The 17,970-nt window shown below is 49.0% G+C and carries 19 protein-coding genes; 4 read left to right on the top strand and 15 right to left on the bottom strand.

The features are described 5' to 3' along the window. Position 1: 1 nt before the first annotated feature. Positions 2–814: a putrescine export ABC transporter ATP-binding protein SapF gene (gene sapF, locus M2407_RS16335; protein WP_259218630.1), complete on the top strand. Its 813-nt coding sequence runs from the start codon at positions 2–4 to the stop codon at positions 812–814. A gap of 585 nt (positions 815–1,399) precedes the next feature. Further along, positions 1,400–2,587, top strand: coding sequence for a peroxidase-related enzyme (locus M2407_RS16330; RefSeq protein ID WP_198639882.1), 1,188 nt, complete (start codon positions 1,400–1,402; stop codon positions 2,585–2,587). A 3-nt stretch (positions 2,588–2,590) separates the two neighbouring features. On the opposite strand, the gene M2407_RS16325 is transcribed toward M2407_RS16330, so the two are convergent. From M2407_RS16325 to M2407_RS16255, 15 genes are all read right to left on the bottom strand, one after another. Further along, on the bottom strand, positions 2,591–3,487 hold the full coding sequence (locus tag M2407_RS16325; RefSeq protein ID WP_020827110.1) for a LysR family transcriptional regulator: 897 nt from the start codon (positions 3,485–3,487) through the stop codon (positions 2,591–2,593). 302 nt (positions 3,488–3,789) lie between these two features. Next, positions 3,790–4,587: a hypothetical protein gene (locus tag M2407_RS16320; protein WP_259218628.1), complete on the bottom strand. Its 798-nt coding sequence runs from the start codon at positions 4,585–4,587 to the stop codon at positions 3,790–3,792. Next, on the bottom strand, positions 4,584–6,596 hold the full coding sequence (locus M2407_RS16315) for a hypothetical protein (RefSeq protein WP_259218627.1): 2,013 nt from the start codon (positions 6,594–6,596) through the stop codon (positions 4,584–4,586). Before M2407_RS16315 ends, M2407_RS16320 begins: the two co-directional genes overlap by 4 nt. Further along, positions 6,597–9,092, bottom strand: a complete 2,496-nt coding sequence (locus M2407_RS16310; RefSeq protein ID WP_259218626.1) for a host specificity factor TipJ family phage tail protein — start codon at positions 9,090–9,092, stop codon at positions 6,597–6,599. Further along, complete coding sequence (locus M2407_RS16305) at positions 9,040–9,471, bottom strand: NlpC/P60 family protein (protein ID WP_259218625.1); 432 nt, start codon at positions 9,469–9,471, stop codon at positions 9,040–9,042. The genes M2407_RS16310 and M2407_RS16305 overlap by 53 nt, the downstream gene beginning before the upstream one ends. Next, positions 9,464–9,934 (bottom strand): DUF1833 domain-containing protein, encoded by a 471-nt coding sequence (locus M2407_RS16300; RefSeq protein ID WP_259218624.1) that lies wholly within the window; start codon positions 9,932–9,934, stop codon positions 9,464–9,466. The genes M2407_RS16305 and M2407_RS16300 overlap by 8 nt, the downstream gene beginning before the upstream one ends. Continuing rightward, positions 9,935–10,402: a hypothetical protein gene (locus tag M2407_RS16295; RefSeq protein ID WP_259218623.1), complete on the bottom strand. Its 468-nt coding sequence runs from the start codon at positions 10,400–10,402 to the stop codon at positions 9,935–9,937. It lies immediately after the preceding gene. A 62-nt stretch (positions 10,403–10,464) separates the two neighbouring features. After that, on the bottom strand, positions 10,465–10,890 hold the full coding sequence (locus M2407_RS16290) for a hypothetical protein (RefSeq protein ID WP_259218622.1): 426 nt from the start codon (positions 10,888–10,890) through the stop codon (positions 10,465–10,467). A 71-nt stretch (positions 10,891–10,961) separates the two neighbouring features. Next, positions 10,962–13,628, bottom strand: coding sequence for a tape measure protein (locus M2407_RS16285; protein WP_259218620.1), 2,667 nt, complete (start codon positions 13,626–13,628; stop codon positions 10,962–10,964). A gap of 88 nt (positions 13,629–13,716) precedes the next feature. Beyond that, positions 13,717–14,049, bottom strand: coding sequence for a hypothetical protein (locus M2407_RS16280; protein WP_116690602.1), 333 nt, complete (start codon positions 14,047–14,049; stop codon positions 13,717–13,719). Between the two features lie 12 nt (positions 14,050–14,061). Further along, on the bottom strand, positions 14,062–14,433 hold the full coding sequence (locus tag M2407_RS16275; protein WP_259218618.1) for a hypothetical protein: 372 nt from the start codon (positions 14,431–14,433) through the stop codon (positions 14,062–14,064). A 35-nt stretch (positions 14,434–14,468) separates the two neighbouring features. Further along, complete coding sequence (locus M2407_RS16270; protein ID WP_259218616.1) at positions 14,469–14,825, bottom strand: hypothetical protein; 357 nt, start codon at positions 14,823–14,825, stop codon at positions 14,469–14,471. Between the two features lie 116 nt (positions 14,826–14,941). Then, a complete protein-coding gene (locus tag M2407_RS16265; RefSeq protein WP_259218614.1) occupies positions 14,942–15,727 on the bottom strand; it encodes an ORF6N domain-containing protein in 786 nt (261 codons plus the stop codon). A gap of 79 nt (positions 15,728–15,806) precedes the next feature. Beyond that, positions 15,807–16,442, bottom strand: coding sequence for a P22AR C-terminal domain-containing protein (locus M2407_RS16260; RefSeq protein ID WP_259218613.1), 636 nt, complete (start codon positions 16,440–16,442; stop codon positions 15,807–15,809). Between the two features lie 65 nt (positions 16,443–16,507). Continuing rightward, positions 16,508–16,645, bottom strand: coding sequence for an Arc family DNA-binding protein (locus tag M2407_RS16255; RefSeq protein ID WP_259218813.1), 138 nt, complete (start codon positions 16,643–16,645; stop codon positions 16,508–16,510). 163 nt (positions 16,646–16,808) lie between these two features. Here M2407_RS16255 and M2407_RS16250 point away from each other — a divergent pair, with 163 nt between their 5' ends. Beyond that, positions 16,809–17,207, top strand: a complete 399-nt coding sequence (locus tag M2407_RS16250) for an Arc family DNA-binding protein (RefSeq protein ID WP_259218612.1) — start codon at positions 16,809–16,811, stop codon at positions 17,205–17,207. A gap of 32 nt (positions 17,208–17,239) precedes the next feature. Further along, positions 17,240–17,701, top strand: a complete 462-nt coding sequence (locus M2407_RS16245) for a hypothetical protein (RefSeq protein ID WP_259218611.1) — start codon at positions 17,240–17,242, stop codon at positions 17,699–17,701. The last annotated feature ends 269 nt before the right edge of the window (positions 17,702–17,970 follow it).

Raw genomic sequence — 17,970 nt, 5'->3', positions numbered from 1 at the left:
CATGGAAACGCTGTTGGAAGTGCGCAATCTGAGCAAAACCTACCGTTACCGTACCGGGCTGTTTCGCCGCCAGCATGTGGAAGCGGTCAAATCGGTCAGCTTTACCCTGCGTGAACGGCAAACGCTGGCGATCATCGGTGAAAACGGCTCTGGCAAGTCCACCCTGGCCAAGATGCTGTCCGGCATGGTCGAGCCCTCAGCCGGAGAACTGCTGATTGACGACCATCGGCTTAACTATGGCGATTATCGTTACCGCAGCCAGCGTATCCGCATGATATTTCAGGATCCGAGCACCTCGCTCAATCCTCGTCAGCGTATCGGCCAGCTGTTGGACGCCCCGCTGCGGCTCAATACCGAAATGGCCGCCCCTGAACGTGAGCAACAAATCAACCGAACCCTGCGTCAGGTGGGGATGCTGCCGGATCACGCCAATTATTACCCGCATATGCTGGCGTCCGGCCAGAAACAGCGGGTGGCTTTGGCCCGCGCCTTGATCCTGCAACCGAAGGTGATCGTAGCCGATGAGGCGCTGGCCTCGCTGGATATGTCGATGCGTTCGCAAATCATCAACCTGATGCTGGAACTGCAGGAAAAATACGGCATTTCCTACATTTATGTGACTCAACACCTGGGCATGATGAAACACATCAGCGATCAGGTGATGGTGATGCATGAAGGGGAAATCGTCGAACGCGGCAGTACGGCCGAGGTATTGGCTTCACCGCTGCATGAGCTGACCAAACGCCTGATTGCCAGCCACTTTGGCGAGGCGCTTACCGCAGACGCCTGGCGACGTGACGGCGGCAGATTCTGATCGTCAAATCATAAAGAGAACCCGCCTTAAAGCGGGTTCAGACTGCAGATATCCGTGAAAGGCTAAACCGGTAGGGGTCGAACATGTTCGACCCGATTTAACTCATTGATTATGCCATTGGGCGCAGCTTGCAGCGCCCCTACAGAAAAACAACAGAGCACTTCGTCAACGGTCTCAACCCGCTTTAAAGCGGGTTTTTTATCGCCCCGATTCAGTGAGCGCTTAGCCAAAAACCGCAAATACAAATTACAATCTTGCTATATATCATTATATTTTATTCCATTCAGTTATTGATTAGTCCTTAACATTATTTTATCTCGCCAATCGAATCGGTGAGGATATCCCCTACGTTGAGCTTATTAAACGACAGGATATCGCACTGATGAACAGCCATCGCAATCGCCGACTCTCGCAGTTTCTACTCGCTTTAGCCGCAGGTTTCTCTGTTTATGGTCACGCGCTGTGTTGTGATGACCAAGGCTGATCCTGTCATTCCGTGTCCCTCTGCGGGCATGTTGCCATTTTGTCTTGCCGCCGTTGCCTGCTGCACCGGTGGCTGTTGCTCATGATTAAGGATCATCCCCTATGGAACTACTACGTCGACAACATAATGCCCAGTGGTATCACGAAACCCAAAGCAGCGTGCGCGGTGAGCAGCCGTTGGAGCCGCAGGCGGCCGGCATCCGCGATCGATTTTTGCTGGGGCTGGGCGCTTTTGCCGACGAAGCGCTGAACACCGCGCTGACCGCACGCGCCGGGGTATTTAACGCCTCCCTGGCCGGATATCACGTGCTGTTTCCCGATCGGGTCGAATTGTCACGAAAAGTGACATTGTCACCTTATGATCGCCTCAGCACCGCATTAACCGTGGCACAGGTGACCGGCGTTCAGTCTCTTTGTAGCCACTACGCCGCCCGCCTCGCCCCCCTGTACAGCCCCGACGCCTCACGTGAAAGTAATATCCGCCTGGCCCAAATCACTCAGTATGCCCGCCAGCTCGCCAGTCAACCGACGTTGATTTGCAGCAAGGCGTTGCAGCAGCTGAGCGACGTCGGGTTAAGCCCGGCGGATATCGTGACCTTTTCGCAGATTATCGGTTTTGTTAGCTACCAGGCACGCGTGGTCGCCGGCGTGGCTGCCTTGGCCGGGCGGCCAACGGGAGTGGTGCCCGGTTTCCCGAACATCGCTGACGCCGAAGGCATTGTGTTCACCGAGGAAGAACTGGCATGGCAAGCGCGTCTTCCCGTGGTGGTGCCGGAAGAGGCCCGTGCCGAACAGCTCGACGTGCTTGATCAAAGCCATCCCGACGCTCGCAGCGAATCCTATTATCTGTTGCTGGCCCACGATGCGCCCGCGCTGCGTGAACGCAATGGCGTGTTCAACAGTATCAATGCCGACGGTTATGGCCTGTCGGCGCGGCTGAAAGCGCTGGCGACGCTGGCAGTTTCCCGTATTAACGGCAGCCGCTACTGCGCAGCGACCGTCGCACAGGATATTCAACAGGAAGAACTGGTCGGCGCCCTGTTCAATAGCATTGAACAGGGGCTGGAGAGTACCAATGACCCGGTTAACCAGGCTGTGATCCGCGTAGCAACCGACCTGACCCGCACGCCTGAAAAGTTCACGCCGCGCAGCGTGCAGCCGCTGTTTAACAGTGGGTTGAATCAGGCGCAGGCGCTGGACGTGATCCTCACCGGCGCGCTGTATGCCTGGGAGAACCGCCTGCGTCAAACGCTCGGCGACACCCAACATCTCAGTGAAAACCTGGCGTAATCGCTAGCGCAGCAACCAACCTCGTGCGGCATCAAAGAAATGCTGCGCCAACGGCGATGCGCGTCCCGGCTCGGCGACCACGACCGCAGCATGACGTGACATCGCCGCAATCGCTATCGGTCGGTGTTGCAACTCCGGCATCATTGCCGGTAACAGGTTGCCATGCGGGAAAAGCCCACAGCCCAGACCGACGAAAATGCCCTGCAACAGTTGGAATATTGAGGTGGTTTCCATTCGAACGTGCAGCGTCAGTCCAGCTTCACGGAAGTTTTGATCAAGATAACGCCGGAAGTAACGCGTAGGCTCAGCCAGGCACAGCGGCAGCGTGGCTACATCCTCCAGCGTCAGGGGGGTATCTCCTACCAACTCAGGAAAATGCTGCGGGTGGAAAACCAGCTCGACCCCGGCGTCCGCCAATGGCTGGGACTGAAAGTGCAGCTCTTGCAGCGTGGAAAGCTCGAAGAAACCGATGCCGACATCTACGGTATGTGCCGTCAACGCCTCCAGCAACTGATCGGCACTCAGCACCGCTACCCGATAATCCAGCTGAGGGTAACGCTCACTGACGTCCTTTAACATTTGCGCCAGCGAGATGCTGCATTGCGGTACCACACCGATGCGCAACGTGCCGTTAAGCCCGTGTTTAAGCGACTCGACCTCCAGCTTCAGCCCCTGATAAACCGACACGATCTCGCGCGCCCACGACAGCACCCGCTCGCCTTCGGCAGTAAAACCTTCAAAGTTGTTACCGCGGTTGATTAAGGATACGCCCAGCTCTTTTTCCAAATTTTTAAGCCGCATAGACAATGTCGGCTGACTGACAAAGCTGGCCTCTGCCGCACGGCCGAAGTGGCGCTCGCGTTCGAGATTACACAGGTAGATCAATTGCTTTATGTCTATTTTCTTTTATTCCATGAAGTTAGGATAAGAAAATCAAGTGCGAACGGAAAATATGTACTAACAGGTGTACTAAGATAAATTCTGGTCAAAATACAACCTACACACGCAGTGATTTTTAAACAGACTAACATATGTCAGATATACTGAAAAATCGCATGAGGCCCACCACCGACAAAAAAACTGGGAGCCTTACCAGAAATCCCTACCCAGCGGCCATTACTCCATGACCATCCCCGGAGTGACACAATGGGCAGCATCAAAATCCCAAAGTTAAATAGCCGGGGTCCATCCCGGCACAGTCTTCAGCGCGGCACAGCTTTCACATCAAGATAGTGATAACCCCACTCGGTGAGCGTAGTTTCTTCCGCTGCCGAAATTTTCCTTGTGAGCAGCGCTGCTGCAAACACTTCAATATCACGCGTGCCAGGTGTGCCAGTGTTTTGCCCAATTGATCCTACTCGCGGTGGCGCCCCGCGCTGTATTGATGTTGCTGAGTTGACAGGTAGCGTCGCCTGGGTTGCCTGGCCGTTTACGACAATGCGAATGACATTCTCAGCAGCCGAATAACTGCCGATGATAACGATCGGCTTGTCAGTAATCGGGATGCTGATTGATAACTGCGTGGTCCGGCCCGTTGCTGGCGTACCCGGTGGCGATTCTGTTTGCGTCACCGCAAATGTAACGTTCATTTTACCTTCGTCGCCATGGTCTGCAAAATACAGCGAAGTGCCGTTAGTGCCGCCGTCAGGGCCATTGCTCAGGTTATTGGAGATGATGAATTCATTCCCGATCTTCTGGTTTGCAAGAGTCCGCGACGTTTTAGCAATAGCGAAAAACGTCATTGCATACACCTGCGCCACCTGAGTATCAATGAAGTTTTGCTTAAAGCGGAAAAGCGCGCTGTTGGCATTGCGGACTGGAGCGCCAGTAACGATGCCGCTAGGCATGTTTCGCGATAGGTTCTGCTCAAGCTTTTCCGTATTACCGAAAAGATTGATATAGCCCCACCCCCCCAGAGTCTCATCAAGTGGCGGCTTGAACCATGCGCGAGTTGATCCCCAGTCTGCCTCTGGTACGCGAACTGAAATTCCTGTGGTCATGAAATAATCTCCGGGTAAATGATTTGCGCTAAAGCAAAGTTATTCTGTGGGTATGGCTTATCTACCAAGGCTGGAATGTTTGCTTCTGGGTATTTTGTCTCAGTATATTTGTATGAATACAGGGATTCATAATCATCAGAATCGCAGACATTACCTTGGCCATCGTAAGTGGCCTTTGGAGCATAGGTTATTTTCAGTTGCCCTACAGGCACGCGATTAAGTTCGGCGCTAACGATCGTATCAGCAGCGATCTTTACATTGTAAATAGTCAAATCCCCAGCATCGTCTTTTGCTAAGAAACCTTTGTTGGTAAAAATAACACCACCAGCAGCCTCATTAGTTAAGTAATACGTTGGCTTAAACTGTAATGGTGGCTCCCAAACACGGTAGCCAAACAGGCAAGTAGTACCATAACATTTAGCCCAAATAATTTTATTTGAAAAGAATGCTTGGCGACGATCTAGTACCATGTGCATAGCTTTTCCGAAAAACATAGACGCCCAGCGTATGCCATTATTGTCACGGTGTGATGCTTTATCAGTCTCAAAATACGAAGGCTTGCACAAAGTGATATTTTCGTGTTCTTCGTCAAGTTCGATGTGGGCCTGACCTATGGATTGATTGGTGATATCGAAAGTCCACCAGCCTCCAGTTTGCTCAGTGAACACCGCTAGTTTATCACCACGACCAAATATCGTCTTACCGGTATCCTCAATATCCTGGAATAGTTGTAGTGCTAGCGCTTTCCATGCATTTTTGTCCGGCGTAGATTCTGTCTTATTGGCATCATAATCGTACTCATTGCCGCTATACATTAGCGCAACAAGTGCTGCGGACTCGCCAGCAGGCAGGTTATCCTTGATAAGCTGCAAAGCACGAACTACGCGGTTTGCAAAGTGACCGCTGGCATTGCCTTTAGATAATTGCTTTATAGTTCGGCCTGGCACGGCGGCGTTGATAACAATAATTTTTCGCTCAGGATCGACCAAAAATCCACGATACTTACGTTGCAGAACTCGCTGGAAGTTTACAGCGGCAACCGTGATTTCCTCCCCTGGATTGTCTGAAGGCCTAGGCAACGCATCAATATCAGTGTCGTTCATCGCTATAGACGGGCTTCCCGTCGTTTGAGTTACTGAAACCAAGTCTTTTAGCACCGCCGAGCCAAGGGGATTGTACGTGCCCTCTATTGAGTTTCCGCGTACAGAATCACCAAGCATTAAAACATTACCTGGCTCAATTGCCTCCCTGGTCAGATCCCGCCATGCCTGCCACCCACTCATGAAGCTTTGACCATACCCCAGATAAATATTCCATTGATAAACAGGTGCGGCGATAGAGCTGCTGATTGGCTTCTTAAGCGACTGCGCATACAGCTTATTCTGCATATCCATCACATCAAGAGAGTAGTCAGGCTTGCTGTTATTAATGGATGTGTCGATCAGCACGTTACCTATGCCGTCATAAACAATAATGTTACCGCTGGTGTTAGTCATGACAGAATACCCGCCACAAGAGAAGCCTTCTTTTGAGATATTAAATGCACTCGAACCCATGCCACCATTCAGCAAGAACTCAAACAATACGTTGCCGATACCGTCTTGCAGCAATGCACCATATTCATTTGTTTGAAATGTCTGAAGCATACTTGAAATTCTTTCAATTACGCTTGCATCAACGATTGAGCGACCTGTAGGTGTGAGAGTTCCATTATTGTTTTTATATAAAACCACCGCTTTACTTCCGTCTGCGGTAATAGCGGAAACTATTGCGTTATTAGGAATGGTGCCATTATCAACATCTGCCTGAGCTAGTTCCAGCGTTGCATATGGTTTACCTAAAAGAGATGCTGAATTTGATATTCCTTTAGAGGTGTAACGCTCAACCCCAAGCCTATCAACATATTTGTCATTATCAGAGCTTACAAATTCATCAACTTTACCGGCATTGAACTTTAGATCTCTAATATCTTCGCTTGGAATTGGTTTTTGCGTTGGTGTGGTAGCCATTTATTCAGTTACCTCGTAATTGTACATTTCGTCGTTGTATTCAGACATGGTTAACGAGGTTGTCCCGTCGCCATTGGGTTTCTTTTCTGTGATCGTCCACTTGGTCGCATCCATCTCCAATTGCGTAGCAATGACGTAACGAGATGGGGACTGGACGTTGTAGCCGTCAAAGATGTTGAGGGTTATTGCTGGTACTGCTGCGGAAAATCCAAATATCGTATCGTTACGAGGAAATGCCTGAATTCTCGCGGTAGGGGTTCCATTTACATCAGTGACGATGACAAACATGTCTCCCTGCCATTCAATGCGTTCGCTTGTGTCAAAATCGTTACCATTCCTAGCAACGATATACCCATCCTGCTGATTGGCATCGTAGATGTCAGGTACCTGGACCATCTGCCCTACGTTTACCCATTGCCCATCAGACAAGGCCCTTATCGACATCGTTTGTCGGGAGTAAAGCAACCGCCTAAGCTCTTTCAGCGCCCTATCACGCGCCTGATAAGCGTTCCTGACATACAGCATGTCGAGTTTCTTCGCCTTGACTGGCTCTCCCTCTTCAATGGTTGAGCCGGTGATCCGATAGCGAATGAATGCCTGTTTGTTTGTTGTTGGGTTCTTGTAAGTGACCTGCACACCGTCAAATCCACCAGGGAGTGTCATGTCGTATGAGAGGCTGTAATCCTCCGTCTTGGTGTTAGCACGGTTGAACACCGTCACCGCGTTAGGTTTGCGCTCGTCACGCGTAAACGACAACACCCCGTCATCCCAGAACGCAGTGACCGTGGCAGCGTCACAAATGGTCTGCACCCTTGCCCCAAGAGATATATCTTCATCGTCAAACGTGTAATCGAAGTAGCCTAACCGCGGATCAGGTAGGGATGCGGCTATCGAATACAACTCGTAAATGTCGATGCTGGATTCAGCCTGCCCACCCATTTTTAACCAAGTGTGCAACACTGCATCTGCAAACGAGCGTGACGGCTTTTCGGTGTAATCGACAGTCTGGGTTGCAAGGTCATAACTGATAACGTGACGGGTGATGAGCGCGTTGTATTTCCGGTCGCGTGAACTTGTTGCTCTTTCCGTCGCTGTTACAGTGACCGTAACCAGCGTGTCATTTTGGTAAGTGACGTTGTTTCGCGTTCTGACAATATGAACAGCTTCAACTTTAAGGACGGAGTGATCATTGCTGTTATTCGTTCTGACAAATTGCAATGCATAACGCCCATATCCAGCGGCCGGAGTTATCTTGAATGTTCCGTATTTGGTGTCTGAATTCTCATCATCGTTGTTCAGACCAATGTTGAGTAGTTCAGATGTGCCGGGTATTTGGTTATTGTCATCATCAACTTTCCACCACGTCACTGTTGTCCTGGCATAATCACCATGTCCCAACTGAGCCTGAAGGTGTATCCAGAGCTGCTCCCCGGCCACTGGAGAGAAAGACGGGCCGATCACCAGAGGCTCGTTATCATTCAGCGTGAATATCGTCGTGTTGATAACCGCATCACCTGGTATCTGCCCAATGTCATTGCCGCCCAGGTTTGAAAAAGTAAACTCATAAAAATGTTGTGGATCTACCGGAGCACCATCATCAGTAGTCGTAGCATTGGTTAGGTCAGCAAACACGGTGATATCCCGCGTTACTGGGCCAGATACCGTGTTGTAGGTGACGTTAACCACGAATGACACTGAGTGCGGTTTCGGCAGATCATAGAAGTAGTCGAAGTCACTATTTTGCTTAATCTTCACCTGAGCCTGACCGGCAACGAATTCACCTGAAACCATATCTGTGGTTGTCGTAGCTGTTTCAGCGGGAAAGTCTTCGCTCTCGTTTGGCCCTGGCAATTCCTGACCGTCGATATCATCGAACGCAAAACCTTCATTGATGACCGGTATGTTTTGGCCTGGCTGGAAGATCTGGTATGAGGCACCCGCTAGAGCACCAAGATTCGACTCTGAGTAGCGGACAGAGGTCACGTCATACTTGCCCAGACCAAAGTTCATCCACTCTGTCACCTTTTTGATGTTATTGGTGTACTCGAATAGAGACTCCTGAATCAGGTCTGGAAACGCCCTCACCTGACCGTAGTTATCAGGTTTTGCCTCACCGTTACGGGCGATATTCGTTTGCCCTTTCAGGCTGTTATTCGGAGAAGTCTTGGAGTTGTTTGTGGCCGCGTTAGCGCTGGGTTGCTTGATGAGTGACGAAAGGATTTTCTGGGTAAACTTTATCGGGTTGAAGTGTTCAAGCGGGTTCAAGATTGTGCCGAGTGCGCCACTCTTTGGCTGGTCAAGCACGCTGATGATATCGCCCTGGTTCAGCGGAAAGTTAAGTTCATCATCAGGTTTAAGCTTTACTCCGTTCCTCAGTATCTCAACATCACAATGCAGGTTGGCCGTTTTCAGCCAGGGGTAAAACATGCTGCCTGCAGCGAGGTTATATCGCTCTTTCGGTATCCCCGGCACGCGCTGAACTTCGATCAACGGCATAGTCGTAAAACTCCACTTTGGTGAACACTTTTTCTAACGTCCGAAGCTTGTCGAAACGCACCTGCCCAGACTCGCCACGGCTATGGAATGCTTGGCCATTCACCACCAAACCAACATGCTTTGGCTCATCGCCGTAATACGCGATAAATATGCGACCATCGGCGGACTTTTCGGCCTGTTGCCAGAACACAACATCACCCTCAAAACACGTCAGGAAGTCGCTACCGGCTTCGTAGTCCGGTGTTTGGTGAATCTCAATACCGAGCACATGCCGGTAATACAAAACGACGAGTCCCCAACAATCAGCCGCCTCAAATGAACACGCCCGATCGCGCCACGGCTTACCTTCCATTGCGGCCACAAAGGCAGATTTATGCATTGGCTAGTCCTGGGAAGTCGGTTGTGTTGTAGAGGAAGGCGATGTTGTTGTTCAGCGGGTTCTGAAGAGTCAGCGAGCATGTAACGTCGCTCTCGTCCATCGACACGTCTTTAACATAGAGCGTCCATGGTTTAAGCGGCGTGTTCATGTCAGCGGCATCAAATCGCTGATAGGTAGCCGATATCGGCGTTATCCGCGAAAAGGTGCGCCACAGTTTCAACTGCTGCTTAAAGTCCTGCGCCAGGCGGCCAAACTTCACTGTGGCGTTGATTACCGGCGTGTTGCTCTGCTGGCTCTCTGATACCTCCATTCGGCATGGGGTGTAAACCTGCCCCGCAAACGTCTTTGGGTATATCTGGCGATTCACCAGGCGGATATAGCCGAAGGTCGAGTGATAAAACGTCATGGTGTCGTAGAGAATGCGGTTGGGCCGCTGAGACTGAAATTCGCGTAACGTTGGCATTTAAAACTCCGGTAAATCTCGGTTAACCACCTCATCAATGATCCCCCACTGGTTCGGCGGCAGCTCAACAATGACGTCTGAGAATTCATCATCCGGGTTGTAAACCTTCCGCGTGATAACGCTCCCTGTCCAGGTCGTCGTATTGCCGTTGATGCTTGTCTGTACCGGCGGGGCCACAAAATGCAGCTCCTGAATCTGCAGACCTGATCCCCCCAGATTGCACAGCATGGTGAACCACTGATTTCCGTTATCAAGATAGCGCGGGCTGCGATACCACTGCTCAAATGCTCGGTCTTCCTGCAGCGTGAAAATCCAGTTCAGTGACCATGTGGTTTTAAGGTCATCGGTGAGCCGCTGGAAGATGGGAGCGCCTACTGCAGGTTGATCGGTGCGAAACCCTGTATCAATCGTGCGGCTCTTGTTGGTCTTCTGAGGAAGTGATAGCCAGTCGGGATAAGGTATTGCCACGGTTTTCTCCCGGTAATAAAAAACCCGCCGTAGCGGGTTATGTAAATAGGTTGATATATAAATCAGCTTTGAGACCAGGAGCCTAAGCTAAATCCGTCTATTTCATCTATTTTGAATCGCCACAGAGAAGATAAAGTGCCGATATTGTTACCAGAGACAATCCTCACATTATCCATGTGAATAAAGTTAATGTTTAAGTTTGCTTTTTCTACATCAGAAAAAAAATCTTCCTTCATACTATTGTAATAAGATGTCATTGCTTCTTTTGCTTCATCAGTATTGCCTGACGAAGAAATTGCGCTGATCATCTTGTCACACCAAGCAGAGCTTCCAATAATCGTTCCCGTGTAAATTACACCATTAACTGATATTGTTATTCCTTGGGTTATTCCTTTGTTCGCCCAAGCTGCATAATCATCAAGAAAAGCGTCTTTAAGCTTCCTTGAGATGACTTCTTGTGGTTGTTCATTTTTGTCAGTGAGTTCCATGAAAATTCCTTTCAGGTTGTAGGGGCTTAAATGCTATCAGTTATAATGCTATGAGTCATATAGACTTCTAATTATTCAGTAGCACGACGAGGTGCCTGATGGTATTTGGAAATAGCACCGCTCAATGGCCCCCCTGCCTGTATATCTGCTATAGCAAGCTGTATGACACTGCCACCGTCAAATCCCTGGCTTACCTGGTAATCTTGCACGCCAGCACCAGAAGACATGTTCTGCACAATGAGAGTTATATTTGGCGAGCCACCCTGCATGTCCTTGTTGCTGATCACCTTCCCGTTATCGCCGGGGATCATGTACTGGCTGCCGTTCGATGCCTGGTAGATTTCAGGCATGCCACCTTCACCTACCTGATACATGCTGCCAGCAGACACTGGCCCGCCATTCTTGCGCTTACCAGATAACGTCTTGGACAGAGCAAAGGCCCCCACCAAAGCAGCACCACCGATGATTGCCGCCGCACCAAATGAGCCAACCGAAGCCACCAGCGCAGCCGGTAACCATGCTGCCATTGTAGTGCCAGCTGATGTGACACTTGCTGCCGTAGTGGTTCCTAAGGCTCCTACTTGAGTTGCTGTTGTTGCGGCTATAGCAGATTGCTGAACAGATGCGCCCATAATTGCTGATTTAGCCTGCTGCAAACCCATTTCTACGAATGTCTGAATGACACTACTCAGAACGGTATCAGCAAGCCCCCTCATGGCATCAGAGGCTGATTGCGTCCCCGTGATGATGCCGGATAGCGCCGAACTAGCACCTTGTCCAAACGAGTCAACAGCAGCTCCGAGAGCCTCATAGCCAATACTCTGCTGAGTGAACAGCGCCCATTGAGCATTAACACGGTCAGTCTCATACTGCCGATCAGCTGCCGCACGCAAAGCTATAGCCTGATCATGCGACAACGTTCCGGCAGTCTCAAACTGCTGGATAAGTGCTAATTTCTTGGCATTCTCATTTGCCAGCGCCTGTACTGGGTCAACTGAACCTGCTGCCTCCTGCTGTGGTGTCACAGCTTGTCCGGCACGGATTTGAGCCAAGGCAACCTGATGCTGCTGCTCAAGTTGCTCAGACGTGGCATTGTACTGTTCCTGGCTGATTTTCTTCGCGGCAAGAGCGGTATTTAAATCCTTCACATCCTGCGTATAGCTGGCGTTTTCTCGCGACTCCGGCAGTAGTTTCTCGGCGGCGGCCTGCGCCTTGATAGCATTGGCAGCGTCCCACTTCTTAGCTGCGTAAGCACCAGCCTCGGCAATCTGTGACTGTGTCGCCCCCTCACCAAGAGACAGTTGAGCATTGAGAATCGCTTGTGCGCGGCTCCACTCACTTGTTGAATCTGCCGCAAGTTCTGATTGTTGCCTCAGATTTTCTACCTTTTGAGCAGCGCTTTCCGCTTGGCTGGCAGATTTCTTACCTTCAGCATTGTTTTCTTTCTGAGCTTTAGTGTTCCGCTCTATTTCTGCATACTGATCTTGGAGAGTCTTAATCCGTGGATCGTTCTTAGATATGCCAGCATCTTCAGCGTCATATACTGCCTGTAGTCTGGCCCTTGCTTCCCCTTCAAGTTTCGATAGCTCTATGCGCCGCTGAGAACGTTTCACCAATGCATCTTGCTTAGGGTTTGCAGTGGCAGAATTATTGAAATTAATCGTACCATTGGCTGCGTTTTCTGAAGCGTTTGCCACCGAATTCATGTCGCCGATTAGCGTGGCTGCTTTGTTGCTGAGAGCTGCTAAAGCCTGATTTTGTTCTGACCAGCCATCAAGGCCAAGCCATGACCACGTTCTTGCTCTTCGTGCATACATTTCGCCAGTTGACGTGAGATCTGCAATCTTCTGTGATGCCGTCTCTGTTTTGCCACTTAACCTATCTATTGCTGCGCTGATGGAGTCAATAACCTTCACCATGGTTGCGCTAGCGCCCATAGCTTCGTTCATTTTCCCAATTAGGTTTTGAAGGGAAATCGTAAGGGAGTTGCTCGCCTGATCCATCGTCCTTGGGAGCTTCGAGAATTCATCGTTAACAGCCGATGACTGCTTCATTATTGCATTGAGTGCATCCTGAGCGCTCAACTTACCCTCGAGCATTGCTTGCCGCAACTGCCCCATTGATAACCCCATACCTGCGCCAATCTGCCTAGCAAGTTCAGGCATTTGTTCAAGGATTGAGTTAAATTCTTCGGCTCTTACAGTGCCAGAAGAAATTGACTGGCCGAATTGTCTTAATGCATTTGCCATCTCTTCTGTCGAAGAGCCGCCAACTCGCCCTATTTTTTGAAGCGTATCGGTTAATGCAAGTATTTGGGTGTTGGTTGCTCCAGTCCCTTTTAGCGCGGAGGTCATCGCCTCCCACAGCTTGGCCGTATCCCTCAGGCTAGCGCCAGTAGTCGATGCTATGGCCGTCAACGTTTCAAACGTAGACATTGCTGTTGCGGCATCAGTTGATAGCCTGAGGATCCGTGACTGAAGTTGCGTAATATTATCGGCGACTGTCAAAAAAGCCTTGCCGTAATCGATAATCAAAGCAACTGATATTGCGCTTGCAACACCGCTCAACACTGATTTAAACCCAGACATAGACCTACCAGCACTATCGGCAGAGGATGTCAGTCCATCAACAGCTTTAGATGAACGATTGGTTTGTTTTTCCATCTCCCCTAACACGACAGCTGCTTGACGGCTACCTGTGACCATCTTTGCAGTTTCAATATCAACTTGGTAAACCAAGCTCCCACCGTCCTGCTCCGCCATTTACTGATCTCCGGGCATAAAAAAACCCCGGTTGAACGGGGTTTATTTTCTAATGGTTAATATTTTACTTGCAGGCTTCATTACCTACATAATCAGCGATTGATTGGGGAACTATATCGCTCATATTCGGGTCAGCGCGGGATAACTTCATTTGCTCTAGGGTCTCGCCATCACCCAGGTACTTTACTGTGCGATTAACGCAATCGTAAGCACGCTCAGAGTATGACACCCCGGAACTACCCTCTCGCTTAGTAATAATGGTTTTCAGACCATCACGTTCCCCTTTACCTAACACTGTATAAACAGCCTTGGAATCGGTAGGTATTGAAATTCTATACTCTGCCGACATGGCCAATGGAGAAACAAACAATGCAAGTAAAAATAAAGTCTTTTTCATAGATACCCCATATCAACCAGCCCAACCTTCCAACTTTCTCTTCGCTTCTATCTTCGCAAGCTTATCAAAGTCTTTTTGGCGGCGCAGTATAACTGCGTACTGGCGATAGCCATGATGGGCCGGATAATAGAATTCGCGGTCAACGTCTCCCAGAACTGATCGGTACTCTTCCAAATTTTCCTCATGCTTAGCCTTTAGCGCTTTCATCGCCAGCGGAGCAAGGGCGATCTGTTGCTCACACAGCGCTATAGCTTTCTTTAGATGTTTGTTTTCAGCACGAAGCTTATAGTGAGCCTTGATCTGTTCCTGCAACCCGAAGTGAACCTGAATTATCTGGTCATTCGAAAGATGTCTTAGGCCATCTAGCCACTCTTCCTCAGTCATGTCGCTATCTCCATCCGTGTAAAATCGACTAGATGCTAATCCTTGCACTCACGTCGAGACCCTGGCAACCTTGTATCAGCCGTTCTCATTTTCTTTGTATACCCTCGATTCCCCCGAATAATGGGAACACCTTGGTTATCGAGAGTAGTTATCGACTCTCTAACTATGTTGTTAAAACCATTTTCAATTTTATATTCAAATGAAACGGTATCAGACTTGAATATCCACTGCCTAGAATCATTTGCCAAGAAACTATATTTTACGCCATCAATAATCACTACGTGGCTATGAAGCGCTTTACTGTTCCCACCTCTACTTGGTGGACGAGATTTTTCGATTAAATATTTTTGATATTCGCTAATTTTCTTGCCACTGACTTTATAAATCATCATGCCCTCGCCTATTTCAATTAGTAACAAGTCGTTACATAGTAGCAGAGGGCGAGGCGGTGGCAACGAAAAAACCCGCAGCTAAGCGGGTTGGGTTACTACGAAAGTTTCGTAGTTAGTTAGAACAGCTTACGGAGATCTACACCGTATACCGCCATCCAGGCATCACGCGGCCATGACTTCACCGAGCCAAAACGTGGATCTTCCACATCGTGCGGTAGTGCGCCATTCTCGCGGCACCACTTACGCAGCGGCTGCCATTTGAATTTCTCGCCGGTCTTTTTCTCTACCGGGATTATGGCAGCGTAATTTTTCCCTTCCCCGAGCCGCTCAGCAAGCTTGTTCTTCTCACGCACGGCCACTGAAGCGGTAGCCATCGCAGTGGCTTCACGTTTTTCACCAATCCAACGACGCTCCTTGATGGCCCGATCACGCTGCTCAGTAACGAGGCGCGTTTCCTTGACCTTTATAAGCAAATCTTCAAGAGCCTCTTCATAAGTCAATGGCAAACCAACAGACTCACGAGTGCGGAAGTATGAATCTTCCAGTTTTTCGAAGAAAGACCATGCCTCGTCCGTATCGATAATTTTGGACATTCGAGCCGCACCCTTCTCAGTCCAGAGAACGGCGGATTTTGCTTGCTTACCAACAGAGTAACTCTCAGTTACTCTGTTCTTAAATTCCTTTAATTCTGAACCAGTTATCAGAAAGTAATGTTTTCCATCCTCAAATCGCTCAAGGTTTCTGGAGAGATTATTCCTGATATTCACTTCGTCTGTCCCATACCCTTTGGCCATTAGGGCCGTGGTAACTACACGTAACCCTTTCCACTCCATTACTGGCAGAATATCAGGATCGACAACATGCATAGTCTTTGCTACATTTACAGCAGTTGATTGTTGCATTCAAATCTCCAATCAGTAGTGACATAAGCCGCCAGCTCCACACTGGCGGTTTTTATTTGCCCAATGTCCGGGGCAAAATTCAGTGAATCATGATTGATGGAAGTACCCTTAGCCAGTTTGGATGTGTCAATTCCACTCCCTGAATCAGTGAAATCTCTCTAGCTAGAACCCTCCTTACATCTTCAATCACATTCTTATATTCAACTTGCATAATTCCCATCGAAGTACCGAATGGTGAACCAATCATTCTCAGGCCTTCGCATGAACGCTCCATTTCTTCACGCATATGCAGAGCCGCCTTAAAAAGCCACGCAACATTACAAAGCTCACGGCTTGTGAACCGCATGCTATAAATCTTATCCAAATCATTACTGACGCCACTACATGCTGTTTCATGATCCAGAATATCCAGCACCCAGCGTCGAAATTCTTTCGCAACCTGTGTGCGTGCAAACATTGCGAGAAGGTGCGCCCCACGCAGTGAGAAAACGCGGGTTGCTTGCGTTCCACTAGGGGTGGTCAGATTGACCACCCTTGTCATTTTGTCGGTAAACTCATCAGAATGACGTGAGTAAATGCGTTGCACAGCTTTGTCGTCGGCATACTGAAGCGCATAACCGATCTGTGAAGCCGTTAGCCATGTGCCAGGGACATCACTTACCGGGGTCAGAATCACGCCATGGAAATTAAGTTCGGTATTCGCTACAATGTTCATGTTAATTCTTCCTCAAGTTGGGTTAACAATTGACGTCCCGGCTATCGCAAGTAGCTGGGACGTTCTCATTTTTGGCACTCGCTCGCTTTTTTGCCCTTCACTCTATTCATCCTCTCAGTCAACAAGCGTACCAACTCTCCATTGAGAGATCTGGCATTCACCGCCGCTTGGGACTCGTAAAACTCTCTAACCTCTCTTGGCATACGTAGCGGGTAAGGGGTTGTTCTTTGTGTGACGTGACTCATTTGGACTCCTTTTGCTAGGCTGGTTGGTGCAGACTTCTCACAAAGAATGGATCATATGGACTCCCTTGTCAATCTGCCACTATAGAAATAAACTGCTTAGTGTGAGTCTTAAGGAGTCCATATGTCACGCGTAACGCCATACCCATTGCGCTTGAGCGCAGAGTTAAGAGAGCGGCTTGAAAGAGAAGCTAAAGAGCAAAATAGAAGCTTTAATGCGGAACTTGCTATGCGGCTAGAATTGACGGTTGCCCTTGAGGATTCGACTGGTCATAACCTTGAGTATCTACCTACATTTATTAGCGATTTAGATCGCGCAGCTGCTGCTATCGACTCGCTTAAAGAAAAAAATAAGTACCTGACAGAGCAACTTGATTCACTTAGGTCAGAATTCACATCATCCTTTGCGATATCTGGCGCGGACAAAGCAAGCCTGGCGTTGATGAAGTTAAAAAAAGCTCAATCGCACATTGCATCTGGTTTAGCTGAGTTAAAGGCACTAATCCCAGAAGAAAAGAGGTAGTCCACACGAGTGGTTCATTAGAGGCAGAGCAAGTGGAAAAATTCGGCCGCAATAGGCAGTACAAGATCTTAGAAACATTGTTAAATAGCTATCCAAGAGTTTTGCCAGCAGAAGACTGGAGTGAAATTTACCAGATGTTTTCTGAGCTTGATGAATACTATGCCAATTTGTTGTATCTCGAAGCTCACGGATTAATTTTGAGTGGCCTCACAAAGAAATCAATGAAAATTTTTCATGATCAGAAAGGCATCTTTATTACAGCAAAAGGGATTGATTTCATTCAACATGATGGTGGTTTATCAGCCATCTTAAATGTTCAAACCATAAAATTTCATCGTGAAGCCGCAGTTGTCCTTGAGGATCTAATTGCGATGTCTAACTTGAGCGACGAACAGAAGGATAAAGCTAAATCCACCCTTGGTGAGATGTCGTCGGAAACACTAAAGACGGTTGTTCAAACAATCACGACTGCGGGTCTTTCTGCTTTACTTTGAAAGTTGGAAATAGACAAACAAAAACCCACCTCTTGGGTGGGTTAGTAATCACACATACATTTTGTTAGCTAGCGAATAAATAGTGTGCAGCAACCTTATATGCTGCCGTGCCAATGGCAATAATGGCCGGAACCCCCAAAAGAATGGATAGTTTTGCATCTGTAATCTTCTTATTGAATAGACCCTAGTTTCCTAGACTGTTCCGTGCCTCATGAACCAGGCACTTTCATAAACTGCAGGGGGTTGATCCTCACAGGCACTGTGGCGGC

It is taken from the genome of Serratia sp. BIGb0234 (assembly GCF_024809915.1).
GTDB lineage: Bacteria > Pseudomonadota > Gammaproteobacteria > Enterobacterales > Enterobacteriaceae > Serratia > Serratia liquefaciens.
The sequence above is the reverse complement of the archived record's forward strand: the minus strand, read 5'-3'. Positions and strand labels throughout refer to the sequence as shown.